Here is a 23,892-nt window from a genome sequence, read left to right as displayed (position 1 = left end):
TTTCAGTCATGATCGAGTTCGCCGATCTCAGCGCCGTCGACATGCTCCGGGCCTTCCGTTCGCGCGAGCTCTCGCCGGTCGAGGTCACAGAAGCCGTGATCCAGCGCATCGCGCTCTGGGAGCCGTCACTGAAGGCGCTCTACGCCTATGATCCCGAGGGCGCACGTATCGCCGCGAAGGACAGCGAAGGCCGCTGGCGTCGCGGCGAGGCGCTGCCGCTCGATGGCGTGCCGTGCACGATCAAGGAGAATATCGCGACCAAGGGCGTAGCGGTGCCGCTCGGCACGGCGGCGATGGAACTCAGTCCGGCCTTGGCCGACGCGCCGCCGGCGCAGCGCCTGCGCGAAGCCGGCTGCGTCATCTTCGCCAAGACGACCATGCCGGATTACGGCATGCTCTCCTCCGGCCTGTCGAGCTTCCACGAGCTGGCGCGCAACCCGTTCGACCTCAGCAAGAATCCGGGCGGCTCCTCGGCGGGCGCTGGTGCGGCCGGTGCGGCCGGCTATGGCCCCTTTCATGTCGGCACCGATATCGGCGGCTCGATCCGCCTGCCGGCCGGCTGGTGCGGATTGGTCGGGCTGAAGCCTAGCTTCGGCCGGGTGCCGATCGACCCGACCTATTATGGCCGCGTCGCCGGGCCGATGACGCGCACGGTCGCCGATGCGGCTCTGATGATGCGAGAGATCTCGAAGCCGGACGAGCGCGACCCGATGAGCCTGCCGCCACAGGAGATCGCCTGGACTGATCTGGAGCGCGAGCCGCGCGGGCTCAGGATCGGATTGCAACTGGAAGCCGGCATCGGTCTGGTGGTCGAGCCGGAGGTGAGGGCGGCGATCGTCAAGGCGGCCGACGCCTTCCGCAAGGCTGGGGCGATCGTCGAACTGGCGCCGCCCTTCCTGACGCAGGACATGCTCGACGGGCTTGACGATTTCTGGCGCCAGCGCGCCTGGGCAGAGATCGGCGCCTTGCCCAGGGAGCGGCAGGACAAGGTATTGCCCTATATCTACGCTTGGGCCGAACGCGGGCGCTCGCTCACCGGGGCGCAGGTGCATCGCGGCATGAGCCAGATGCTGGCGATCCGCCATGCGGCGCTGAAGGCGATCGCGCCCTTCGACTATGTGCTCTCGCCGGTGTCGCCGGTGCCGAGCTTTGCCGCCGAGCTGGCCTCGCCGATCCATGATCCCGAGCGGCCCTTCGAGCACATCGTGTTTACGGTCGCGGCCAACATGTCGGACCAGCCGGCGATCTCGGTCCATGCCGGCATGACCGCATCCGGCCTACCGATCGGCCTGCAGATCACCGGAAAACGCTTCGATGATCTCGGCGTGCTGCAGATGGCACGCGCCTGGGAGCGACTGCGCGGGCAGGGGCCGGAATGGCCGCGCGCTCCCCAGCGCACCGGTTGATCACGCCTTCTTCGGCTTCTTCCCGGCGGTGTTCAGCGTCACCGCCGCGCGGATCAGCGCCGTCAGCGCCGCCTCGTCGATCGCAGCGCCCTCATGGATGTCGATGGCGCGCCTTGTGTTGCCGTCGAGGCTGGAATTGAACAGGCCGGCGGGATCGGGGAGCGAGGCACCCTTGGCGAAGGTCAGCTTGACCGCGCCCTTATACGTCTCGCCGGTGCAGATAATGCCGGCATGCTCCCAGACCGGGACGCCGCGCCATTTCCAGGTTTCCTCGACCTCGGGATCGGCCTGCCTAATGACGGCGCGGACCTTAGCGAGCGTCGCGCCGCGCCAGTCGGTCAGTTCCGCGATCCGGGCATCGATCTGTTCGGAGGCCGAGATTGCGTCGCCGGTCTTGTCGTTCGCCTGCTTCATGGGGCCAATATCCTCGTCGTCGTCACATCTTCTCGCCCGGCAAGGCGGCGGCCTGCTTCACCCAGGCGGTGAACTGTGCCTCGTCGAGCTCGTCATCTTCGTGGATGTCGAGGTAGCGCACCTCCTTCTGTTTGGAGGTGCCGGGCGGGAGCGGATCGAGCGAGGCGCCGCGGAAAAAGGCGACCTTCACATATCTGGTGAAGACATGGATGCCGAGGAACCAGTAATTGTCCTCCATGCCGTAGAGTGGCGAGTTCCACTTCACCGCCTTCCTGACGCCAGGGACGGCGCTAGTGATCAGTGCGTTGAGCTGGGCGCCGAGCGCGCTCTTCCAGCCCGGCATTGCGGCGATGTAGGCCTGCACCGGTTCTTCGCCATAGCCCTTGGCGATCTGCGGATTGCCGCCCGAGAGTAGGACGGGCTGCCCGCCTTCGCCGGCCTTCGGTTTCGCTGCCGCCTTCGAGGTCTTGCCAGCCATCGCGCTCTTCCTAGCCTCCTGCCCGCCGCCCGCTGCGCCAGCCGGCGGCATAGGGCAGCGCGAACATGTAGAGGCCCGAGAACATCAGCAGGAAAAGCGGCGGCAGCGGGGAGTAGACGATCCAGGCTGGTGGCTGCCCCTGCGCCATGGCGACGAAATTGGCGATGACGGTCGCCGTGAAGATGAGGGCGAGCCAGCGATGGCCCTGCCGGATGGCGTTGCTCCAAGTCAACGAAACCTCCTTCTCGAGATGAGGGCGGGGGCGAGCGTTCACGGTTCGCGTGCCAGCAGCTCTTCCAGCTTGCCCAGAAATTCCTGCCAGCCGGCCCTGGCGCCGCCGAAGGCCTGCTTCTGCTCCGGCCGGAAGCCGGCCTGCTCCATGCGCAGCAGGGTGCCCTTGGCAGTCGGGGTGAGCGTGAAGGTCACGACGCTCTTCATGTCGAAGGCGGGGTCGTCATGGGCGAAGTCCCAAGTGTAGGACAGCATCCGGTTCGTCTCGATGTCGAGGACCTCGCAATCGAGCACGCCACCCCACTCGCCACGCAGCTTGAAGCGGTGGCCCACTGTCGGCGCGAAGTCGTTTTTCATCAGCCATTCCGCGATCAGATGCGGCTGGGTCAGGGCGCGCCAGAGTTTCTCCGGCGGATGGGCGATCTCGCGCTCGACGGTGACGGAGCGTGTCTGCGTGGCGGTGGTCATTGATCCATCCTTGCAAGCAAATTTTCGAGGTCATCGAACCGCGCCTCCCAGAAGCCGGCCATCTGGCTGGTCCAGTCGATCAGCGAGCTGAGTGCGCCGAGCTGGGCGCTGTAATGGGTCTGGCGACCGGCCTGCCGGTCGCGCACCAGCCCGGCCTGCTTGAGCACGCCGAGATGCTTGGAGACGGCCGGCTGCGAGACGCCTGCCTGCGCGGTCAGCGCCCCGACCGTCAGCTCGCCGTCCCGGCACAGGCGCTCGAAGATGGCGCGCCGCGTCGGATCGGCGAGCGTCCTGAACAGCATGTCGTGAGCGTCTGGCATCTGAGATCGATAACTCGTTGGCTATGAGTTTATTCATAACCACAGAGATATGAGTTGGTCAAGTGCTCTCGCGGGCAAAGCAGAACGGGGTGTGAGAGGCGCGCTGGACCGGGCCGCACCGCTCCCGCAGGATGCGCTCGAAACTGCCGGGAGCACCTGCGTTGGTGGGCCCGCGACCACGCCCTCGAGGAACCTCACCATGGATTTAATGCTGAACGGCAAACGCGCTCTGGTCACGGGCGGCAGCAAGGGAATCGGCCGCGCCATTGCGCGGCAGCTGGCGCTCGAGGGCGTCGACGTGGTCATCGCCGCGCGCAACCAGGCGGAGCTCGATGCCGCCGCGGCCGAACTGGCGCGCGAGACTGGCCGCAGGATCGTCGGGCTCACCGTCGATACGCAGGACGATGCCTCGGTGAAAGCGGTCATTGCCGGCACCGTCGCGGCGCTGGGCGGGCTCGACATCCTGGTCAACGCCGCAGCCAAGCCCGGCGGGCAGGCGACGCCGCCCAAGCTCGCCGAAATCACCGACGCGCTGTTCTTCGACGACGTCAACGTCAAGGTGATGGGCTATCTCAGGATGGCCCGCGAGGCCGCGCCGGTGATGGAAGCCAATGGCTGGGGCCGGATCATTAACATCAGCGGGCTGGCGGCGCGCCTGACCGGCTCGACCATCGGCTCGATCCGCAATGTCGCGGTGGCGGCGCTGACCAAGAACCTGGCGGACGAGCTCGGTCCGAAGGGGATCAACGTCACAGTGGTGCATCCCGGCACGACACGCACCGAGAAGACGCCGGGCGTGGTCGCAGCGCGGGTTGCGGCGTCAGGGCTGGCGGCCGAGGAGGTCGAGCGCCGCATGGCCGCCAATGTCACGATCGGCCGGCTGGTCGACATGGCCGAGGTCGCCGACATCGTCGCCTTCCTGGCCTCGCCGCGCAGCGTCGCGATCAATGGCGATGCGATCGCCTGCGGCGGCGGCTCGAAGGGCGCGATCCACTACTGAGCGGTCGCGCCCTTGCGTGATCAGAACAGTGCGGTCGGTGCGACCTCGGCGATCACCATCAGCGCGAGCCCGAGCGCGCCCAGGCCGACGCCGGTCCAGGCGAGCAGGGCGACGCCGGTGATGATCGCAGCCGAGGCGACGACGATGGCGATCTGCAGCAGGCCGGAGACGATGTCGTATTTGTCGTCGCGGGCGCTGGAGATATCGCGCCTGGCCTCGGCCGCCTTGGCGCGGACGATCAGCTCCTTGCGGCCCTCATTGGTCTCCGGCTCGGATTCATAGCGAGCGATCGTCGCCTTCCAGCCGTCGATGCGCTTCTGCAGGCGCTCGCGCAGGGCCGGGTCGGTCGCGCCGGCAAGCTCGACCTCCATCGCGTCGGCGGCGGTGCGCAGCGTCGTGCCGCGGATGGTCTTGGCCTGGAAGAAGGCCCAGAGATTGGAGGCCTCGATGTTCCTGGCGAGCGCGTCCTGCTCGGCATTCTTGCCGCCGATCTCGGAGAAGGCGAGCAGGAGCGCGAGAATGCCGATCAGGAGCGCGATGCGCTTATTGACCTTGCTGGTCGGCTGGTTGTCTTCGGTGACGTCTGGTGCGGCTGAAGCCATCAGTGATTCCCCCCGGAAAGGCCGGGCGTGATGGCCGGTCCGCGTGACGGAATCAAGACGATTTTACCGAAGGTAAGGAGCTTATCCCCGGGCGCGCGGGTGGGCGGAATCATAGGCTGCCAGCAGGCGGGTGGAATCGATGCGGGTATAGATCTGCGTCGTCGAGAGCGAGGCGTGGCCGAGCAGTTCCTGGATGGCGCGCAAATCGCCACCGCGGCCAAGCAGATGGGTGGCGAAGGAGTGACGCAGCGCATGCGGCGTCGCACTGCCCGGCAGTCCAAGCGAGCCGCGCAGGCCTTCGACCGCGAGCTGGATGATCCGCGGCGAGAGTGGCCCGCCTTTCACACCGACGAAGAGCGGCCCCTCGGGCGCGAGCCGCCACGGACATTGCGCGAGATAATCGGCGATCGCGCCGACCACGACCGGCAGCACCGGCACCATCCGGGTCTTGCCGCCCTTGCCGAGCACGGTCAGCGCATCGGCGGTGCTCACCGGCGCCTGCGAGCGCTTCAGGCCGAGCGCCTCCGAGATGCGCAGGCCGCTGCCATAGAGCAGTGAGAGCACGGCCGCGTCGCGGGCGAGCACCCAGTCGGGCCGCTCCTCGCCGGCGCGGCTGTCGGCCCTGGTCACGGCCGCGGCGGCCTTGGCGTCGAGCGGGCGCGGCAGGCCCTTGCCAAGCCGCGGCCCGCGCGTCGCGGCGAAGGCGGCGGCGGTCAGCCGGCCGCTGCGCTCGCCGAAGCGGGCGAGCGAGCGCAGCGCCGCGAGCTGCCGCATCAGCGTGCGGTTGCCGACGCCGTCGCGGCGGCGATAGCCGAGAAAGGCGCGCAGATCCGCCGGCTTCAGGGCGGCGACGGCCTTCAGCGAGGGCGGGGCATCGAGATGATGGGTGAGGAAGGTGGCGAACTGGTCGATGTCGCGGCCATAGGCCTCGAGCGTCTTCGGCGAGAGCCGGCGCTCATGGCCGAGATGGGCGAGCCAGTCGCGCCGCAGGGTGTCGAAATCGCTCATGATACGATCTTGCCGCTCGAGGCTTAACAACCGTTGTCCGGCCCGATAGTCGCCTGCTATGAACCCTGCAGATATTGTTCAGGGCTGACCAAGTTGCACGCTCCCGATCCGCACGGCCTGATCTTTCCGTTCCCCGAACCGCCGGCGCTTGGCCAGCTGATCGAGGTCGCCCCCGGCATCTTCTGGGCCAGGATCGCGCTGCCGTTCCGGCTCGACCACGTCAACATCTACCTGATCGAGGACGGCGATGGCTTCGCGGTGATCGACACCGGCATCGGCGACGAGGCGACGAAGCAGGCCTGGCTCGCGCTGATGGCGGGGGCGCTCGCAGGAAAGCGGCTGACCCGGCTCTTCGTCACGCATTTCCATCCCGACCATATCGGGCTTGCCGGCTGGCTGCATGAGCGCTTCGGCACGCCGCTTCTGACCAGCCAGACCAGCTATCTCGGCTGCCTCAACATCTCGCTCAGCCCGGGCGCGGCGGAGGCGCCGGTCTACAAGGATTTCTATCTGCGACACGGGCTCTCGGCCGAGGTGACTTTGGTCGTCTCGACGCTGGGCCATGGCTATCTTCGTCAAGTCACGCCGCTGCCGCCGACCTTCACCCGCGTCGTCGCCGGTGACGTGTTGAGGATCGGCGGCCGAGATTTCTTCGTGCTGGCGGGAGACGGCCATGCGCCGGAGCAATTGATGTTCCACTGCCCGGAGGCGAACGTCTTCCTCGCGGCCGACCAGGTGCTGGCCAAGATCACGCCGAACATCAGCGTCTGGGCCGTCGATCCCGAGGGCGATCCGCTCGGCCTCTATCTGCGCTCGCTGAGCGTACTGCCGCGGGCGATCCCGCCGGGAACGCTGGTCCTGCCCGGGCACCAGTTGCCGTTCTACGGTCTTGCCGAGCGCTGCGCCGCGCTCAGCGCCCATCACGCCGAACGCTGCCGGCTGATCGCCGGAGCGGTCGCCAAGGGGCCGCATTCGGTCGCCGAGTTGGTGCCGGTGATGTTCACGCGGCCGCTCGATCCGCACCAGCTCTCCTTCGCCTTCAGCGAGGTCTTCGCGCATGTGAACGCGATGCTGCGGCTGGGCGAATTGCGCTGGGCGGAACCGACCGCCGGCATCATGCGGGTGATATCGGCCGGCTGAGGTCGGGCATTTAAAATTAAGGATGATCCGAGAAGGTCAGGACCCCGCATCCGCCGATCCACGCGGAATTAGGATTCCTGCTGCATCAATGCGCGTCATGAGCGCGCGGACCGTCCGGAACAAGCCGGACCGGACCGTGTCATCTGTTCGGCAGGGTGGCGAAGACGGGGACGATGGCTCTACCGGCGATGCTTCGGGCGATGCGGCCGCATCATTGGGCGAAGAACGGGCTCGTCTTCGTGCCGATCCTGCTCAATCACGACGTCTTCGCCTCGAACGCGCTGCTCTACGGCCTCGTCGCCTTCGTTTCCTTCTCGCTGATGGCGTCGTCGATCTACCTGCTCAACGATATCCTGGACGTCGAAGCCGACCGGCGTCATCCGACCAAGTGCAAGCGTCCGCTCGCGGCCGGCGAGATCAGCAAGGGCCAAGCCTATGCGATGGTGCCGGGCCTGCTGGTCGTCTCGGTCGCGCTGGCGGCACTGCTGCCGCGGCCTGACCTCTACCTGATGGCCTGGGGCGCTTATCTGCTGCTGGCGCTCGCCTATCTCTTCGTGCTGAAGCGCAAGCTCCTGGTCGACGTCCTCGGTCTCGCCGCCCTGCACACGGTGCGTATCATCGCCGGCAATGCCGCGGCCGCGGTTCCGATCTCATCCTGGCTGCTCGCCTTCTCGATGTTCCTGTTCCTCAGCCTTGCCCTGATGAAGCGCTATGCCGAATTGCGCATCACCCATGACCAATCAGGGCTGAAGAAGGCTGGCCGCGGCTATCAGGCCGAGGATATCGAGGCGCTGTCGCAGCTCGGTATGGCCTCAGGCTGCACCTGCGTGCTGATCATGGCGCTTTATGTCGACAGCGCTGCGGTCAAGCAGCTCTACCGCCATCCCGAAATGATCTGGCTGGTCTGCCCGGTCATCCTCTACCAGATAGCGCGCATGTGGTTCCTGGCCCGGCGCGGCAATATGCCTGATGATCCGCTGATGTTCATGATCCGGGATTGGCGCAGCCAGCTCATGGGTGCGGTCGTCGTGCTCATCATGGTCGGAGCGAAGGTGTTGCCGTGAGCGGGGAGCCCGCTTCGTTGCGCTCCTGGGGTGGGCTGGACGCCACGGATTCCGAACTGGTCGAACCGGCTGACTGGCTCGCCGGGCGCAAGCCCAACAATCCGGTCCTGGCCTATGGCAATGGCCGCTCCTATGGCGATTCCTGCTTGAACGATGGTGGCGGCCTGATCGCGGCGCGCCGGCTGGGCCGCATCCTCTCCTTCGACGTCGAGACCGGGATCATCCTCTGCGAGGCCGGCGTGCTGCTCGACGAGGTGCTGAAGCTCTGCGTCCCCGCCGGCTGGTTCCCGCCGGTGACGCCCGGTACCAGCCTGGTTACCATCGGCGGCGCGCTCGCCAATGACGTCCACGGCAAGAACCATCACCGCGCCGGCACCTTCGGCCGGCATGTGCGCCGCTTCGAGCTTGCCCGCTCGGATGGCTCGATCCTGACCTGCACGCCGACTGAGAATGCCGAACTCTTCGCCGCGACAATCGGCGGCATGGGGTTGACCGGGCTGATCACCCAAGTCCAGCTGCAATTGATGCCGGTCGCTTCGGCCGAGATGCTGCAGGAGGCGTTCCATTTCAACGGGCTCGACGCGTTCTTCGCCATCGCCGCCGAAGCCGATGCGACGCATGACTACACCGTCGCTTGGGTCGACTCGCTCGCCAGCGGACGGCATTTTGGGCGCGGCGTGTTCTTCCGCGCCAATCACGCGCCGGCCTCCGACGCTCAGCCGGCGAAGGCCGGGCCGACCCTGCCGTTCCCGCTGAAGCCGCCATTTCCCCTGATCAACCGGCTGAGCTTGCGCGCGTTCAACGCGCTCTATCGCGCCGCCCAGCCACGGACGCCTGAGCCGCGGCGTATCGCCTATCGGCCGTTCTTCTACCCGCTCGACCGCGTCCGCGACTGGAACCGCGCCTATGGGCCAAGGGGCCTGCGCCAGTTCCAGTGCGCCGTGCCGATGGCGAGTGCGCGCGAGGCGGTCGAGGCGATGCTGCGACTGACATTGCAGGCGGGGGAGAGCTCGTTCCTCACCGTGCTGAAACTGTTCGGCGACGTGCCCTCGCCGGGGATGATGTCGTTTCCGCTTCCTGGCGCGACATTGACGCTCGATTTTCCGCATCGCGGCGAGCGCACGCTGAAGCTGCTTGATGGGCTCGACCGTATCGCGATCGAGGCCGGCGGGCGGGTCAATCCTTACAAGGATGCCCGCATGTCGGCGGCGACCTTCGAGGCCTCGTTCCCGCATTGGCGCGACTTCGCGCGCCATATCGATCCGGCCTTCTCGTCGAGCTTCTGGCGGCGGGTGACCACCGCCTGATCCGGCCTACGAGGCCGCCAGCGCGGCCGCCGCCTGCTCGACTGCGGTCACCGTCAGGACGTGCTTCTTGCCGTCGCGGGCGGTCCAGGCGATCGACTGGCCAGCGGCGAGACCGATCAGGGCCGCGCCGATCGGGGTCAGCACCGAGACCCGGCCCTGCTCGATATCCGCCTCGCCGGGATAGACGAGCTGGACGCGGCGATGTTGGGCACTATCGGAATCGAAGGTGACGAAGGAGCCCATGCGCACGACGTCGGCCGGCAGCTTGCCAGGCGCGACGACCTTGGCGCGGTCCATCTCGGCGAGCAGCTCTTCCGCGACCTCGGGCACGCGCTCGAGGGCCGTGGTGGCGAGGCCGGTGAGGCGCTCATGGTCGATCTCGCCGACGATGATCTTCGGCTTGCGATGGGTCTTCTGGGTCGACTGGGTCATTGGTTTGGTATCCTGCGATGACGCGCGCGACGGCGGCGCCAGAGCGCGAACGGCTAATCTTAAAGCTTCTGAGGAGAGACGCCTTGGAAGCCGCGCTGTTCCACTCGGGAACAGCATCGACGGCGCCCCTGGACTCGGGGCGCGCTCGGGCCGAGTCCGGGGCTAGGATTCCGCGATCGGGGCGATCCGGATCACGAGGCTGCGCTTCGTCGTCATGCCCATAGACTTGGGGGCTGAGGCCTTGCTGTCAAGGCTGGCTGAAGCTTCATGCCCAAAGCAAAAGGGCCGGCGCGGGCCGGCCCTTCGACAAGCGGAGTAACCTTCTTGCTCAGCCCTTCGCCACCGCGACCTTGCGCAGATAATCGGTGACGATGCGGGTGATGCCGCGCGAGAGCAGGTCGTCGAGCGCATCGATGAACTGATCGCACTGCTCGCGGGTGACGATCAGCGGCGGCTCGAGCCGGATGACGTTGCGATTGTACTCGGTGAAGGCGACGAGCACGTCGTAGTCCTTCAGCAGCAGCGCGCCGATGAAGCCGCAGAGCGAACCCTTCAGCTTGTCGTCGAGCAGCGCGACCATGTGCTTGACGCCGAAGGGCATGGTCTCGCTGATGTCCTGGAACTCGACGCCGATCATCAGGCCGCGGCCGCGGATCTCCTTGAGCAGGGTCGGATGCTTGGCGCGCAGTTCGTTGAGGCGCTCGATCAGGTAGTCGCCCTGGCGTCTGGCATTGCCCATCAGGTCCTCGTCATAGAGGACGTTGAGCGCCTCGATCGCCGAGACGCAGGCCTCGCCCATGCCGCCGAAGGTGGCCTGGGCGTGGATCAGCGCCGTCTTCGGCTTGCCATAGGCCTTCATGTAGATGTCGCGCCGGGCGATCATCGCGCTCATCGCCGCCTTGGAGCCGCCGAGCGCCTTGGCGAGGGCGGTGACATCGGGGACGACGCCGTCGCGCTCGAAGGCGAAGAACTGGCCGGTGCGGCCGAGCCCGCATTGCACTTCGTCGGCGACCCAGAGCACGCCGTGCTTGTCGCAGAGCGCGCGCAGTTGTCGCCAGAAGCCTTCGGGAGCCTCGACGATGCCGCCGCCGCCCTGGATCGTCTCCATCACGACGATGCCGATGGAGGGATCGCTCTCCAGCGCCTGGCGCACCGCCTCGATGTCGCCGAAGGGCACCTTCACGCGGTTTTCGACCAGCTTGAACCCAGACTGGTAGAGCGTGGAATCGGTGACCGAGAGTACCCCCTTGGTCTTGCCGTGGAAGGAGTTGGCAGCGTGCAGGATCTTGGACTTGCCCGGTCCCTGGACCTGCTCGGCGACCTTCAGCGCCGCTTCCATCGCCTCCGAGCCGGTCGAGCCGAGGAAGACCATGTCGAGATCGCCGGGCGCGATGGTGGCGAGGTTCTTGGCCAGGGCCGAGGCGTATTGCGACATGAACGCCATGCAGATCTCATGGCGGTTCTCGTCCTGGAATTTCTTGCGGGCGGCGACGATGCGCGGATGGTTGTGGCCGAAGGCGACCGAGCAGAAGCCGCCGAAGAAATCGAGGATCTTGCGGCCGTCCCGGGTGATGTAGTGCATGCCCTCGGCGCGATCGACGATGATCCTGTCGAAGCCGAGCAGCTTGAGGAAATGCACCTGGCCCGGATTGATATGGGCGGTAAACAGCTCCTTGACTTGCTGGGCATCGAGCTGCTTGGCGGCCTCGACGCTGATCAGCTGCGGGCGCGAGGGCTGCGGAGCCGCCTCGTCCGTCTTGTAGGCGGGCATGCTCATGCGGCCTTCCTCCTCAGCTCGTCCTTGGCCTTGCGGTATTCGGTATAGGCTGCCAGCAGCATGTCCTCGTCGCGGTGCTTGGGCACCCAGCCGAGCTCGCGCTTGGCCTTGGAGGTGTCGAGGATGCAGATCTCGTCGGCGATCTTGTACTGCTCGGGATCCATGATCGGCAGGTTGATCGCATCGAGCGTGTCGAGCGTCAGCTTGACCAGCGAAGCCGGCGTCGGCAGCAGGATCGACTTCGAGCCGGCATGGCGGATCAGGTCGCCGAGCAGCTTCTTCACCGGCGGCGGATCGTCCGAGCCGAGATTATAGGCGCTGTTCGGGAAATCGGCCTTCCAGGCGGCGATGCAGGCGCTGGCGCAGTCGAAGACCGAGATGAACTGGTAGGGGTTGTTGCCTGATCCGATCATCGGCACCGGCAGGTTCATATCGATCAGCCGGAAGAGCTTGACCAGGATGCCGAGACGCCCGGGGCCGATGATCAGGCGCGGCCGGAAGATCGGGATGCGGAAGCCCTTGTCGCGATAGGTCTGGGCCAGCGTCTCGGTGGCGAGCTTGCTCTCGCCATATTCGCCGAGGGGCCTGGCCGGATGATCCTCGTCCTGCGGGACGGTGACCGAATGGCCGTAGATCATGTCTGTGGTGAAGTGGACGAGCCGGTTGGCGCCGTTTGCCTCCATCCAGCTCAGGATGTTCTGCGTGCCATGGAAGTTCACCGGCCAGAAGAAGTCGTAGCGCTCCTTCCGGGTCACGATCGGTGACAGCATCTTGGCCGAGAGATTGTAGACGAGATCATCAGGCGCCAGCGCGATCGCGTTGAGGCTCGCCGGATCGGTCACGTCGACGCGCTGGAACGGCACCTTGCCATAGTGCGGATGGGCGCTCTTCTGGATGTCGCAGACGAGGACGTCCTCGCCCATCGCCGCGAGGTCCGCCGCCAGATGCGAGCCGACGAAGCCGTCGCCGCCGATGATGATGTGCTTCATGTCGCGTTTCGCCGGTTTCGCGTCAGCGTCGCTGGTCGGGGCGGCGCGCCGGGACCGGGATCGGCTTCAGCTGCGGCTGCGCCGGAGCGAAGAGCGCGCCGAGGCGGAGAATGAAGCGGGCGAACAGGTCCATGACGTCCCTCAGCTCTGTGCGATGAAGATGGTGCCCAGGACGATGAAGCCGATGCCGGCGATGCGGGCCGGGCTCAGATCCTCCTGGAAGACGAAGTAGGCGTAGACGGCGACCACGACGTAGGCGAGGCTCAGGAAAGGATAGGCGTAGCTGATCTGCACTTTCGATAGCACGATCAGATGCGAGGCCATGCTGACCACGAAGGTGCATAGGCCAGCGAAGACGAAGGGGTTGAAGACGACGCGGAAGACGGTGGGAATCAGCCCGTCATTACCGACATCGAGGTGCCCCACGCCGCCCATGCCGCGCTTCAGCATCAGTTGCGCCGCTGCATTGGTCAGCACCGTGAACAGGATCAACGGCAGATAGGCGTTCATCGGCGCTCGGTGTTCCGCGTGGCTTATGCCCTTTGATCGCGTGGAAAATACTTCAAATGCCTTACGCTACAGAAGGTTATCGGCCTGTAACGTTAAGAGTGTGCTGCACCGAACGATGAAACTCGTGGGTTGGTCGACGGCCGGAGCGTGGGGGCCGTAGCGCCGATGGCGAAAGCAGCGATTGAACCATTTCGACGGCTCGCTTATGGCTAATGAATCGTTAACCAGAGGGCGCCTTCCGACATGGCCAGCCTGTTCCGGCTCGTGCCCGATGCACGCGCCGAACTTCTGCAGGTGAATTCCTGGGCGCGGCCGCATCAGGCCGGCTTCGCCGCGGCGCAGCGCGCGGCGCGCTATGGCGCGGCCGGGCCCGAGGCGTCGGCCTTCATGGCGGCGCGGCGCGAGGCGGTGCTGGCGCGGCTCGGCGAGGGGGCAGCGAGCTGGAATGGCTGGGCTGGCGAGATGCTGCGGCTGCGCGGCCGCATCGGTGCCGACGGCCCTCTGCTCGCCCTCTGGCGCCTCTTCGCCGATGTCGAGCTGGTCGACGAGATCTTCGAAGGTGACTTCAACGTCGGCGGCATCATCTTCCCGGCCGCTGCCCGCTTCGCCGGCAGCGCCTTCTGCGGCGATGCCTGGTTTTCCGAAGCGCATTTCCACGGCCCGGCCAGCTTCCGCGACGCGAGCTTTCGCGCCGACGCCTTCTTCGACAAGGCGCATTTCGCCGGTGACGCCGATTTCGGCGCGGCGACTCTGCATGGCACCGCCGAGTTCCGCGACATGCGCTGCGAGGGCACGGCCTGCTTCGTCGAGGCGGAATTCATCGGCGACGCCTGGTTCCGCGGCTCGCGCTTCGACGGGGTGACGCAGTTCCGCGGCGCGCGCCATTCAGGCGAGGCAGGTTTCGGCGATTGCAACTTCGCCGGGGCCGCCGATTTCGGCGAGGCCGAGTTCGCCGGCAATGCCGGCTTCGAGGAGGCTCGTTTCGGGCAGATGGCGAGCTTCGCCAGCGCGCGTTTCGATCGTGGCGCCTGGTTCAGCAACGCCGCCTTCGACGGTCGCTCGAATTTCGAGCGTGCCCGCTTCCGTGGCCGTCGCCATTTCGAGGGGATCTCGCTGGCGGCTCAGGTCTCTCCCGTAGCGCAGCAGATCGCGGCACTGGAACAGCTGCAGTTCGGCCGGCGCTGACCGAACGCGCACCACTTCTCATCTCCCGACCAGTCTGGCCCGCACCTTGCTAGCCGCTCGCCGACGGCCGCCATGAGCGGCTGCGATCAGCGAGGATGAGATGAAGCGCGAAGAGCTCACCGAGAAGATTCTCGACATCAAGCGCGAGAAGGGCTGGAGCTGGAAACAGATCACCGACGAGATCGGCGGCATGTCGGAGGTGCTGGTGATCGGCGCTCTGCTCGGCCAGATGAAGCTGGTGAAGCCGCTCGCCGAGAAGGCGGCGGCGCTGTTCGGCCTGTCGGAGGCCGAGAAGCGCATGCTCAACGAGGTGCCCTATCGCGGCACCGGCACGCCGATGCCGCCGACCGATCCGCTGATCTACCGCTTCTACGAGATGGTGATGGTCAACGGTCCCGCCTGGAAGGCGCTGATCGAGGAGGAGTTCGGCGACGGCATCATGTCGGCGATCGACTTCAACATCGCCTTCGAGCGTGAGCCGAACCCCAAAGGCGACCGGGTCAGGATCACCATGTCGGGCAAGTTCCTGCCGTACAAATACTACGGCAACGAGCAGGGCATTCCCGACTACGGCTTCAAGGAGGAGTGAGCCTTATCAGGGCGCTTGCTCTCAGGGCACCTGGCCGGGCTCGAGCGTGCCATCCTTCTGCAGGGTTCGTTGCAGCCCCGGCCGCTCCATCATCCGGCCCATATAAGCCTCGAACACCGGCAGGCGCGGCAACACACCGACGATGTTCATGCCGAAATGGATGCCGGCGCCGAGCTGGGTGTCGGCGGCGGTAAAACGCTCGCCGGCGGCATAGGGGTGCTCGCCGAGCTTCTTCGCGAGATTGGCGACCGTGTCGGCATGCGAGCCGAAGGAGAAGCCGCGCGCCTCGTACTGGAACTTGTGCATGGAGGTCGCGATGATCGGGTCGAGCACCGCGTCTGTATAGACCAGCGAGGTCAGGAAGGCCGGCCGGTCGGCATCGCCGACGGCCGGCGCCAGCCCGGCGTCGGGGAACTGCTCGGTGAGATAGAGGCAGATCGCGGCGCGTTCGGTGACGGTGGTGCCGTCATGGACGATTGCCGGCACCTTCTTGTGCGGCTGGATGGTGCGATAGCTCTCCGGCGGACCGCCCTGCGCACGGATGTCGACGAGCTCCATCTCATAGGGCTGGCCGAGCTCCTCGAGCAGCCAGAGGATCGAGAAGGAGCGCGACTGCGGCGAGTGATAGAAGGTCAGCATGCGATGTCCCTTTCGGCGTTTCCTCAAGCGATGGGCGGGCTGATAAGGGTGTTGGGTGTCAGCAGTTGTCAGGAGTGGCCTGTACTTGCCCGATCGTTTGGAACGAAACGTCGCTGAGCGAGGATTGCTCCACTCAGCCCAAGCTTCCAGCGCTATGTCTTGCGCGCCACGATGAAAGGCCGGCTGTCCTTGCCTTTGCTCGCATGGCGTTCCGTGCCCAGGATCTCGAAGCCTGCGGCGGCGATGAGACTGCTCAGTTCCTGCGCACTGAAGACGCCGGCATGGGGTGCCTTTCCGATCATCTGCATGAGCGGCAGGGCAAGCCGGATCAGCGGGTTCATGTCGCCGAGGCAGGGCGTCTTGGTGATGAGCAGGCCGCCGGGCGCGAGCAGGGCATGGATGCTGCGCAGCGTGCCGGGGAGATCGCGGACCATGTGGAGATAGTTGAAGCCGAGAACCGCATCGAACCGAGCGGTTTCGGAAGCGAGCGCCTCGGCCGTCGCTGCCCGGAAGGAGAGACCTTCCACTGGATTCGCCGCGAGCTTCTCCTGTGCGATGGCGATCATGCCAGCGGAGAGATCCGCCGCCAGATAGCTTTCGACCCCGTCTGCGAGCCGCAGCGCCGTCGTTCCGGTGCCGCAACCGAGTTCGAGCACGCTGTCGCTCGGCTTCAACAGGGCGCCTGTCCGTTCGAGCGTGCGCTCATATCCGGCCTGATCCGAGATCCGTGATCTGGCGTAGCTCTTCGAAGACCGGTCCCAGAAGCGGGCATCGCTCGCAGTGCTCATGCGTCGTCTCCCATCACGGTGCGCGACTTAGCACAGCTCCTGCTACAGTTCGTTGCCTGCGGCGCGGACGGTAGGTCGAAATTCAAGCTCGCGGTGATAATAAATCGATGTGTTATAACATAACAAATATGCCTTGGTCGCAGTAATCATACTGTCATCTGACGCTCCTAACGCTCCGCCGACCTGGCTTTCCCATGGGGCGGAGAAGATCATGCAGAAGCGAACCTGGCTGATGGCGGCGGCGATGCTCGCCAGCGTGGCGCCGGCGACGGCGCAAACCATCTATCCGCTGACCCGCGCCGAGATCCTTGAAGGCTCGCGCTTCGACTTCAAGGTCGAGTTCCCGAATGCGCCGGCCTCCGCCGACGTCAAGGTCACGATCAACGGCAAGCCCGTCGCCGAAGCCTTCGGCCGCGAGGTCCAGTTCGTCCAGAACGAGGAAGGCCAGAAGCATTCGGCGCTCTGGCTGCGCGGCGCGCAATTGCCGGCCGGCCAGTACGTCGTTGAGGCGACGCAGGGCAACGACAAGGCCACCGTCAACTGGACCGTCTACCCGACCGCTGAGCGCAAGGCCAAGAACGTCATCCTCTTCGTCGGCGACGGCATGTCGATCGCGCACCGCACCGCGGCGCGTATCCTGTCTAAGGGCTGGGAGCAGGGCCTCTATGGCGGCGAGCTCGCCATCGACGACATGCCGAACATGGCGCTGATCTCGACCTCGGGCACCGACTCGGTCGTGACCGACAGCGCCAACTCCGCCAGCGCCTACACCACCGGTCACAAATCCTGCGTCAACGCGCTCGGCATCTACTGCGCCAAGAACGCGCTGACGCTCGACCACCCCAAGGTCGAGACGATCTCCGAGGTGATCAAGCGCAAGCGCGCGGGCATGGCGATCGGCGTCGTCACCAATGCCGAGATCGAGGATGCGACCCCGGCTTCGATGGTCGCCCATACCCGCCGCCGCTCGGACTACAACGACATCGTCAAGATGTTCTTCGACGTGCAGCCCGACGTGATCATGGGCGGCGGCTCGCCGAACTTCCTGCCGAAGTCGACGCCGGGCACCAAGCGCACCGACGATCTCGACTTCATCGCCAAGTTCAAGGAGGCGGGCTACGCGCTCGCCACCACCAAGACCGAGATGAACGCCGCGGTCGCCGGCGGTTCCAAGAAGCTGCTCGGCCTCTACAACACCTCGAACATCGACGGCGCCTTCGACCTGCGTCTTGCCAAGAAGGGCTCGATCTCGAAGTTCCCGGATCAGCCGGACGTGGTCGAGCAGACCAAGGCCGCGATCGAGATGCTGAAGGGCGCCCAGGACGGCTTCTTCCTGATGGTGGAATCGGCCCGTATCGACAAATACAGCCACTCGCTCGACTGGGAGCGCGCGGTGTTCGACACGATCATGCTCGATAACGCCGTCAAGGTCGCCAAGGAGTTCGCCGGCGATCGCAACGACACGCTGATCATCGTCGTGCCCGACCACGCCCATCCGATCTCAATCATCGGCACCTATGACGACGATCGCCCGGGCCAGCTGCTGCGTGACAAGCTCGGCACCTACAACGAGTCGCTGCCGCCGAACTACGGCCCGCGCGATGCCGACGGCTACCCGACCAAGGTCGACACCTCGCGCCGCCTCGCCGTCGCCTTCGGCAGCTATCCGGACACCTGCGACACCGGCCGTCCCTATCTCGATGGCGAGCGCGTCCCGGCCGTGAAGGGCCCGGACGGCAAGACCAACATCGCCAATGAGAAGGACTGCACCGGTCCGCTCGCCACCCGCAAGCAGGGCAACCTGCCCTTCGACGCCAACTCCGGCGTCCACGCGGCCGACGACGTGCTGCTCACCGCCATGGGCCCGGGCTCGGAGCGCTTCCGTGGCCACAAGCCGAACGTCTTCGTCTTCCGCGTCATGGCGGAGGCGCTGGCCCTCGGCGGCAAGTGAGCCATCGCTCACCAGATCGGCGCCCGCAAGGGCGCCGCACGCTCTCCCGCCGCGGGCTCCTCACGGGGCTCGCGGCGTTGCCCGTCTCGCTGCGCGCGTTCGCGGCCGAGGCGGAGACGCTGACCTTCGACGGGCTCTACAAATCCTTCGGCGTGCTCGGCTTCCAGTTCTCCGACCGGGCGACCTCGCTGCGCGGCAAGCCGGTCAGGATGACCGGCTACATGGCACCGCCACTGAAGCCGGAGAGCCATTTCTTCGTGCTGACGCGCGAGCCGCTGGCGATCTGCCCGTTCTGCCAGTCGGACGCCGACTGGCCGGTCGACATCGTCGTGGTCTTCATGCGCGCGGCGACGCCGATGGTCAGCGCCGGCCAGAAGGTCGCGGTCAGCGGCCGGCTGGAGATCGGCTCCTCGACCGATGCCGAGACCGGCTTCGTCAGCCAGATCAGGTTGGTCGATGCCGGCTTCCACAGTGTCTGAGCGAGCGGCCGGCGCGGTTCGGTCCCTACGTTTCTCCGGCATCGAGGTCGAGCATCGCGACGGCGACGGGCGGCCCTTTCGCGTGCTCGACATTCCCGAATTCATCGCGTCGCCCGGCGCTCTGATCGGCCTGCGCGGCCCGTCCGGCTCCGGCAAGACCTCGCTGCTGCACCTCGCCGCCGGGCTGTTCTCGCCCGATGCCGGCAGCGTCGGCTGGGGCGACATCGTGGTCTCGACCTTGCCGGGTGCGAAGCGCGACCGCTGGCGGCGCGAGACGGTCGGCTTCGTCTTCCAGGATTTTCATCTCGTGCCCGAGCTCGACGTGCTCGCCAACATCACCTTGCCGGCGAGCTTTTCGCGCTGGCAGCGGACCAAGAGCCAGGTTTCGCGCGCCACCGCGCTCGCCGGGCGGATGGGGCTGACCGATCTGCGCCGCCGCGCCGCCGTGCTCTCGCGCGGCGAACAGCAGCGCGTCGCGATCGCGCGCGCCCTGTTCAATGCGCCGGCGTTGATCCTCGCCGACGAACCGACAGCGAGCCTCGACCCGGCGCATGCGGCCGAGGTCGGAGCGTTGCTGGTCGAAGTGGCCAAAGAGAGCGGCGCGACGCTGCTCTGTGCCTCGCACGATCCGGCACTGCTGGCGCGGATGCAGCATGTCGTAGCGATCGGCGACGGGCCGCTTCATCTGAAAGCTGCCGCATGAACCCGCTGCCGATGGTCATCGCTGATCTGCGGGCGCTGCGCTGGACGGCCGCGGCGATCGTGGCGCTGGTCGCGCTGGCGGTGGCGATCGGCGTTTCCATCGGCGCGCAGGAGCGGGCGCTGCGCCAGGCTTCGGCCCGCGCCGCCGATGATTTCGACCTGCTGATCGGCGCGCCCGGCAGCCAGACGCAGCTGGTGATGTCGGCGATCTACCTGCAGCCCGAGGCGCTGCCGCTCGTCGACGGGCGCCTGCTCAACGAGCTCGCGCGCGATCCTCGCGTCGCTGCGGTCGCGCCGCTCGCCTTCGGCGACATCGCCCGCGGCCATCCGGTGATCGGCACCACGCTCGCCTTCGCCGGCCGCTGGGGCCGCCTGCAGCCGAACGAGGGCCGCCTGTTCGCCCGCGAGGGCGAGGCCGTGCTTGGCGCCGACGTCACCTACAAGCTCGGCGACAAGATCGAGCCGTCGCACGCCATCGCCGGGCATTGGCCGAAGCGCGGCGTCGCCGATGCCGAGGAGGCGAGCCATCGCCATGAGGGCCATGCCTATGTCGCGGTCGGCCGTCTGCCGCGGCTCGGCTCCCCCTTCGACCGGGCGATCCTGGTTCCGGTCGAGAGCGTCTGGGAGGTGCACGGGCTCGGCAACGGCCATGCCAGCGAGGACGCTGCGCTAGGGCAGCCCTTCGACGGCCAGCGCATTCCCGGCGTTCCCGCGCTGGTGGTGAAACCGAAGGCCGTCGCCGACGCCTATGCGCTCAGGGCGCGCTACCGGCAGGGTGGCACCATGGCTTTTTTCCCGGCTGAGGTGCTGGTCGGGCTCTACCGCACGCTCGGCGACGTCGGGCAGGTGCTGAGCGTCGCCTCCGTCCTCAATGCCGTGCTGATCCTGGCGGCGATCTTCCTGCTGCTCGTTGCGGTCACCGGGCTGAGACGGCGGCGCTATGCCGTGCTGCGCGCTCTCGGCGCGCCGCGAGCCTATGTGCTGCTGGTGGTCTGGCTCGGCATGGCCGGGCTGGTCGCAGCGGGGTGCGCACTCGGCCTCGGGCTCGGGGCTGTCGCGACGCTCGCGGTCTCCGGCCTGTTCGAGGCGCAGACGGGCCTGCGTCTCTCCTTCGCGCTGGGCTCGGCAGAGCTCGTTCAGGTCGGGCTGATCCTGCTCCTCGGCTCGCTCGCCGCGCTGATCCCGGCAGCGCTGTCTTATCGCGGCTCGATCACGGCCGGCCTGCGCGGCTAAAGCGCTGCGGCGGCGGCATTTCAGCCGCCTCGCTGGCGTTCGCCGAACCAGCGCAGCGCCGCCTCGGAAGCCTCCTGCTCGACAGGCGCGACCTCACTGGCCCAGGCCACGACACCGTCGGGCCGCACCAGCACCGCGCACAAGCCAAGCCGATCTACGGCGTCGTGCGCGACATAGGCAATCCGTCCGTGCCAGCGGCTTGCGAGCGCCCGCAGCGGCGCGCGCGTGTCGAAGTCCAGCAGCAGGCCTCGCCCGCCGCGCAGGAGCTCGCCGATCCTCATTCCGTCCAGCAGTTCGAAATCGGGAACGCTGCGGCCCACGAGGGGATGGCCGTCACCGAGGTCGTAGCGGAGGGAGATGCCCCAGACGCGCTCGGCGAAGTAGGTCGCACCATCGCGGGTCTCGATGAGATCGCGGATGATGGCTTCGAGTGCGCGCGTGCTCCTTGTCGGCCGCATCAGCGCGACCTGGGCGCGGGACCAATCGAGAACCTGCGCCCCGATCGGATGCCGCTCGCTCGCATAGCTGTCGAGCAGCCCGGCCGGCGCATCCCCGCGGATCGTAGCCGCCAGCTTCCAGCCCAGGTTCAGCGCGTCGCCGAGCCCGAGGTTCAGTCCCTGGCCACCGAGGGGAGAGTGGATGTGCGCGGCATCGCCAGCGAGCAGCACCCGCCCCTTGCGGTAGGCGCTCGCCTGGAAGGCGCGGTCGGTCCAGGTGGTGGCGAGCCGCAGCGCTGCAAGGGTGACGTCCGTGCCGGAGACCCGGCGCAGCACCGCCTGCACATGTTCGAGCGTGATCTGCTCGGTCCGGTGGAAGGCGCCGCCGTCGAAATCGACCATCGCGATCGTTCCGGGCCGCGCATAGGTGTACATGCCCGCCGGCGTATAATGCCGGCCTGGATCGAGCTCGTCCGGATCTGCCAGTTCGACGTCGACGGAATAGCCGGTGAACTCCGGCTCGGTACCGACAAACTCAAAGCCGGCCGCCTTGCGCACGGTGCTCCGGCCGCCATCGCAACCGACCAGCCAGCGTCCGCGAAAGACCTGCTTGCCGGCGCGGATGGCCACTTCTTCATCCAACTGGTCGAGTTCGGTGACGCCGAGGCCGCGCCTGATCTCGACACCCATTGCTTGTGCTCGGATGGTCAAGGCGGCTTCGAGGGCCTCCATCTCGACTGCCATGTTGGTGCCGGCCGGGCTCGGCAGGCGGTACTGCCATTTCGAGGCGTCGACATCGTCGAGATAGAACTGGATGCCGGCGAAATGGCCGGCAGGACGGCGCGGCTGCTGCATCCAATGCGCCGCAGCCGCAGATTTGCCGGGGGCGTCCTTCGCATGACGTGGCGGCGCGATCTCGTCCAGCAATCCGCGGCGATGGAAGGCCTCGATGGTGGGCGCCGACAGGCCGCGCATGCCGAAGGGGAGCCGCTTCAAGGGCGAGCGCGGATCCTCGGCCTGCTCCAGCATGAGGACCGTGAGGTTTGCGAGGCGCAGCTCGCAGGCGAGGAACAGGCCGACGGGGCCGGCTCCGGCAATCACGACATCATATGGGGCCGAATGGGGGCTGTGCATGAACTGCTCCTGGGTCGATGTTCGACCGGAGCGTTCCTCGAACTTCAGAACCTCACGGACGAACGATTGGGCACCGGGATGGTGTCCGCTGTTCGTCGTGGGGATCTCGAGCACGAAGCCAAAGACCAGAGCTTTCGTTACCGAAAGGACTTGGGCTCACCAGACCAAGTCTGCCTTTTCCGACAGGGGCGATATAGCGTTCCGACGATCGCTCTACAACGGCAGCTCACACGTCGCTGTGGCCGCGCCTGATGCGCCGGACCATCAGCCAGACGCTGATGATCGCCACCGGCACGAACAATGCGGTCGCGATGCCGACATCGACCGGCAAATAGCCGGCATCCTTGGCGCCCTTGGCGAGGTAGCCGAACAGGCTGACGACATAGTAGCCGATCGCCGCGACCGAGAGCCCCTCGACCGTCTGCTGCAGGCGCAATTGCAGCCGGGTGCGGTCGTTCATCGCCGCGAGCAGGTCGCGGTTCTGCTGTTCGAGCGCGACGTCGACGCGGGTGCGCAGGAGGTTGGCGGCGCGGGCGAGCCGGCGCGACAGATCGAGCTGGCGCTGCTGCAGCATCTGGCAGGTGCGCATCGCCGGCGCCATGCGCCGCGACAGGAAGGCGGCGATGGTCGGCCAGCCGCCATAGGGCGCCTCGCCGATCGCCTCCAGCCGCTGGCCGACGATGCTGTCATAGGCGCGGCTGGCGCCGAAGCGATAGTTCGCCGAGGCGGCCTCCGACTCCATCGTCGCGGCGATCGCCGTCATCTCGTCGAGCAGGGCATTGTCGGCGGCGAGCCCGTCGGTCTGCATCATCGTGCCGGCGATGCGCACCAGCACCTCCTCGGTGCGGCGCACGGAAGGCGCGAGGCGCTGCGCCTCCGGCAGGCCGAGCAAAGCGAGCACGCGATAGGTCTCGACCTCCAGCAGGCGTTGCGCCAGTGCGCCGGCCTTTGCCGGGGTGAGCTCGCGGTCGAGCACGAGGATGCGGACGAAGCCGTCGGCGCCGGCGCGGAAGTCGGTTGCGGCGATGGCGGCCTCGCCATCGACCCGCGATGCGGCGAGGCTCGCCGCATCGAAGAGCGTTTCCAGATCGATGGCAGTCGCTTCAGGCAGCAGATGCAGGTCGACCGCGACCAGATGCGGTCCCGGCTGCGGCAGAGCGTGCATGCCATGCGGCAGGACCGGGCTTGCCGGCAGGAACGGGACCGTGCCGGGAGAGGGCAGTTCCCAGGTATAGGTCGTGAACTCGCTGTGCTGCTCCCAGCGCAGGCTGGTCTCGCCGAGCCTCGTGCGATGGTGCTTGGCGCCCTCGGCGGGACCTGGCACGCCGCGCTCGGCGCAGAAGCGGGCCAGCGCCTCGCGATCGGCGGCGGCCTGGGCCTGGTCGGTCATGAAGGCGAAGTGCAGCAGCCGCTGAGGCGTCGCCAGCGGCGCGAAGGGGCGGGCATGGATCTCGCCGAGGATGGCGCCGCGCGACGGGTGCGCGATCAGCGGCGGCGCGCCGTTTTCGGTGGTCCGGTCCATGCTGTCCTGCCCCTGTGCGCATCCGCCTTCGGCTTTTTCTGCGCTCCGGGAGCTTGCCGGAAAGCCAGGGGCGGGGCGAGTCCGGCA

General features: G+C 67.0%; 26 protein-coding genes. 11 read left to right on the top strand and 15 right to left on the bottom strand.

The window, feature by feature from the left end; all coding sequences use genetic code 11:
- The first annotated feature begins 8 nt into the window (after nucleotides 1–8).
- A complete protein-coding gene (locus AC07O0_RS13560) occupies nucleotides 9–1,406 on the top strand; it encodes an amidase (protein WP_494623811.1) in 1,398 nt (465 codons plus the stop codon).
- Here the strand turns inward: AC07O0_RS13560 and AC07O0_RS13555 are convergent, their stop codons facing one another.
- Genes AC07O0_RS13555 through AC07O0_RS13535 form a run of 5 tightly spaced genes read right to left on the bottom strand, consistent with a single transcriptional unit; the run spans nucleotide 1,407 to nucleotide 3,317 of the window.
- A complete protein-coding gene (locus tag AC07O0_RS13555) occupies nucleotides 1,407–1,820 on the bottom strand; it encodes a DUF1801 domain-containing protein (RefSeq protein ID WP_494623809.1) in 414 nt (137 codons plus the stop codon).
- Between the two features lie 22 nt (nucleotides 1,821–1,842).
- The gene (locus AC07O0_RS13550; protein WP_494623806.1) at nucleotides 1,843–2,298 is read right to left on the bottom strand and encodes a DUF1801 domain-containing protein; all 456 of its coding nucleotides are present in this window, start codon (nucleotides 2,296–2,298) and stop codon (nucleotides 1,843–1,845) included.
- Nucleotides 2,299–2,308: 10 nt separating this feature from the next.
- Nucleotides 2,309–2,530: a hypothetical protein gene (locus AC07O0_RS13545; protein ID WP_494623803.1), complete on the bottom strand. Its 222-nt coding sequence runs from the start codon at nucleotides 2,528–2,530 to the stop codon at nucleotides 2,309–2,311.
- A gap of 38 nt (nucleotides 2,531–2,568) precedes the next feature.
- Nucleotides 2,569–2,997, bottom strand: a complete 429-nt coding sequence (locus tag AC07O0_RS13540) for an SRPBCC family protein (protein WP_494623801.1) — start codon at nucleotides 2,995–2,997, stop codon at nucleotides 2,569–2,571.
- Entirely contained in the window at nucleotides 2,994–3,317 is a 324-nt protein-coding gene (locus AC07O0_RS13535; RefSeq protein WP_494623799.1) for an ArsR/SmtB family transcription factor, read from the bottom strand. Before AC07O0_RS13535 ends, AC07O0_RS13540 begins: the two co-directional genes overlap by 4 nt.
- A gap of 199 nt (nucleotides 3,318–3,516) precedes the next feature.
- Here AC07O0_RS13535 and AC07O0_RS13530 point away from each other — a divergent pair, with 199 nt between their 5' ends.
- A complete protein-coding gene (locus tag AC07O0_RS13530; RefSeq protein ID WP_494623797.1) occupies nucleotides 3,517–4,317 on the top strand; it encodes an SDR family NAD(P)-dependent oxidoreductase in 801 nt (266 codons plus the stop codon).
- Nucleotides 4,318–4,337: 20 nt separating this feature from the next.
- Here AC07O0_RS13530 and AC07O0_RS13525 read toward each other — a convergent pair whose 3' ends face one another.
- Nucleotides 4,338–4,919: a DUF4337 domain-containing protein gene (locus AC07O0_RS13525; protein WP_494623795.1), complete on the bottom strand. Its 582-nt coding sequence runs from the start codon at nucleotides 4,917–4,919 to the stop codon at nucleotides 4,338–4,340.
- Nucleotides 4,920–5,000: 81 nt separating this feature from the next.
- Nucleotides 5,001–5,927, bottom strand: coding sequence for a tyrosine recombinase XerC (locus AC07O0_RS13520; RefSeq protein WP_494623791.1), 927 nt, complete (start codon nucleotides 5,925–5,927; stop codon nucleotides 5,001–5,003).
- A gap of 93 nt (nucleotides 5,928–6,020) precedes the next feature.
- Between AC07O0_RS13520 and AC07O0_RS13515 the strand changes: the two genes are divergently transcribed.
- From AC07O0_RS13515 to AC07O0_RS13505, 3 genes are all read left to right on the top strand, one after another.
- Nucleotides 6,021–7,067, top strand: coding sequence for an MBL fold metallo-hydrolase (locus AC07O0_RS13515; protein WP_494623789.1), 1,047 nt, complete (start codon nucleotides 6,021–6,023; stop codon nucleotides 7,065–7,067).
- Nucleotides 7,068–7,222: 155 nt separating this feature from the next.
- On the top strand, nucleotides 7,223–8,131 hold the full coding sequence (locus AC07O0_RS13510; protein WP_494623785.1) for a UbiA family prenyltransferase: 909 nt from the start codon (nucleotides 7,223–7,225) through the stop codon (nucleotides 8,129–8,131).
- Nucleotides 8,128–9,438 carry an FAD-binding oxidoreductase gene (locus AC07O0_RS13505; protein ID WP_494623783.1) on the top strand — a complete coding sequence of 437 codons (1,311 nt, stop codon included), beginning with the start codon at nucleotides 8,128–8,130 and terminating at the stop codon, nucleotides 9,436–9,438. Before AC07O0_RS13510 ends, AC07O0_RS13505 begins: the two co-directional genes overlap by 4 nt.
- Before the next feature lie 6 nt (nucleotides 9,439–9,444).
- On the opposite strand, the gene rnk is transcribed toward AC07O0_RS13505, so the two are convergent.
- From rnk to AC07O0_RS13485, 4 genes are all read right to left on the bottom strand, one after another.
- A complete protein-coding gene (gene rnk, locus AC07O0_RS13500) occupies nucleotides 9,445–9,870 on the bottom strand; it encodes a nucleoside diphosphate kinase regulator (RefSeq protein WP_494623780.1) in 426 nt (141 codons plus the stop codon).
- A 328-nt stretch (nucleotides 9,871–10,198) separates the two neighbouring features.
- On the bottom strand, nucleotides 10,199–11,647 hold the full coding sequence (locus tag AC07O0_RS13495) for an aspartate aminotransferase family protein (RefSeq protein ID WP_494623778.1): 1,449 nt from the start codon (nucleotides 11,645–11,647) through the stop codon (nucleotides 10,199–10,201).
- Nucleotides 11,644–12,636, bottom strand: a complete 993-nt coding sequence (locus tag AC07O0_RS13490) for an NAD-dependent epimerase/dehydratase family protein (protein ID WP_494623776.1) — start codon at nucleotides 12,634–12,636, stop codon at nucleotides 11,644–11,646. The genes AC07O0_RS13495 and AC07O0_RS13490 overlap by 4 nt, the downstream gene beginning before the upstream one ends.
- 141 nt (nucleotides 12,637–12,777) lie before the next feature.
- Nucleotides 12,778–13,146 (bottom strand): DMT family transporter, encoded by a 369-nt coding sequence (locus AC07O0_RS13485; RefSeq protein WP_427363008.1) that lies wholly within the window; start codon nucleotides 13,144–13,146, stop codon nucleotides 12,778–12,780.
- 243 nt (nucleotides 13,147–13,389) lie between these two features.
- Between AC07O0_RS13485 and AC07O0_RS13480 the strand changes: the two genes are divergently transcribed.
- Both AC07O0_RS13480 and cynS read left to right on the top strand, forming a co-directional pair.
- Nucleotides 13,390–14,331, top strand: a complete 942-nt coding sequence (locus AC07O0_RS13480) for a pentapeptide repeat-containing protein (RefSeq protein ID WP_494623773.1) — start codon at nucleotides 13,390–13,392, stop codon at nucleotides 14,329–14,331.
- Nucleotides 14,332–14,431: 100 nt separating this feature from the next.
- Nucleotides 14,432–14,920, top strand: coding sequence for a cyanase (gene cynS, locus AC07O0_RS13475; protein ID WP_346362232.1), 489 nt, complete (start codon nucleotides 14,432–14,434; stop codon nucleotides 14,918–14,920).
- Nucleotides 14,921–14,941: 21 nt separating this feature from the next.
- Here the strand turns inward: cynS and AC07O0_RS13470 are convergent, their stop codons facing one another.
- Together AC07O0_RS13470 and AC07O0_RS13465 are read right to left on the bottom strand one after the other, a co-directional pair.
- Nucleotides 14,942–15,559: a glutathione S-transferase family protein gene (locus AC07O0_RS13470; RefSeq protein ID WP_494623770.1), complete on the bottom strand. Its 618-nt coding sequence runs from the start codon at nucleotides 15,557–15,559 to the stop codon at nucleotides 14,942–14,944.
- Nucleotides 15,560–15,711: 152 nt separating this feature from the next.
- Nucleotides 15,712–16,347, bottom strand: coding sequence for a class I SAM-dependent methyltransferase (locus AC07O0_RS13465; RefSeq protein ID WP_494623768.1), 636 nt, complete (start codon nucleotides 16,345–16,347; stop codon nucleotides 15,712–15,714).
- Nucleotides 16,348–16,558: 211 nt separating this feature from the next.
- On the opposite strand from AC07O0_RS13465, the gene AC07O0_RS13460 reads away from it, so the two are divergent.
- The 4 genes from AC07O0_RS13460 to AC07O0_RS13445 all read left to right on the top strand — a co-directional run bounded on the left by AC07O0_RS13460 (nucleotide 16,559) and on the right by AC07O0_RS13445 (nucleotide 20,712).
- Nucleotides 16,559–18,298 (top strand): alkaline phosphatase, encoded by a 1,740-nt coding sequence (locus AC07O0_RS13460; protein ID WP_494623765.1) that lies wholly within the window; start codon nucleotides 16,559–16,561, stop codon nucleotides 18,296–18,298.
- A 77-nt stretch (nucleotides 18,299–18,375) separates the two neighbouring features.
- Nucleotides 18,376–18,777 carry a hypothetical protein gene (locus AC07O0_RS13455; RefSeq protein ID WP_494623763.1) on the top strand — a complete coding sequence of 134 codons (402 nt, stop codon included), beginning with the start codon at nucleotides 18,376–18,378 and terminating at the stop codon, nucleotides 18,775–18,777.
- Nucleotides 18,770–19,480: an ABC transporter ATP-binding protein gene (locus AC07O0_RS13450; protein ID WP_494623761.1), complete on the top strand. Its 711-nt coding sequence runs from the start codon at nucleotides 18,770–18,772 to the stop codon at nucleotides 19,478–19,480. Before AC07O0_RS13455 ends, AC07O0_RS13450 begins: the two co-directional genes overlap by 8 nt.
- Entirely contained in the window at nucleotides 19,477–20,712 is a 1,236-nt protein-coding gene (locus AC07O0_RS13445) for an FtsX-like permease family protein (protein ID WP_494623759.1), read from the top strand. Before AC07O0_RS13450 ends, AC07O0_RS13445 begins: the two co-directional genes overlap by 4 nt.
- A 20-nt stretch (nucleotides 20,713–20,732) precedes the next feature.
- Here the strand turns inward: AC07O0_RS13445 and AC07O0_RS13440 are convergent, their stop codons facing one another.
- Together AC07O0_RS13440 and AC07O0_RS13435 are read right to left on the bottom strand one after the other, a co-directional pair.
- Nucleotides 20,733–22,283, bottom strand: a complete 1,551-nt coding sequence (locus tag AC07O0_RS13440) for an FAD-dependent monooxygenase (protein ID WP_494624212.1) — start codon at nucleotides 22,281–22,283, stop codon at nucleotides 20,733–20,735.
- A gap of 226 nt (nucleotides 22,284–22,509) precedes the next feature.
- A complete protein-coding gene (locus tag AC07O0_RS13435) occupies nucleotides 22,510–23,805 on the bottom strand; it encodes a DUF3422 family protein (protein ID WP_494623757.1) in 1,296 nt (431 codons plus the stop codon).
- Nucleotides 23,806–23,892: the final 87 nt, after the last annotated feature.

This window comes from Allobosea sp. GW821-FHT10B12, from assembly GCF_059415545.1.
The sequence above is the reverse complement of the archived record's forward strand: the minus strand, read 5'-3'. Positions and strand labels throughout refer to the sequence as shown.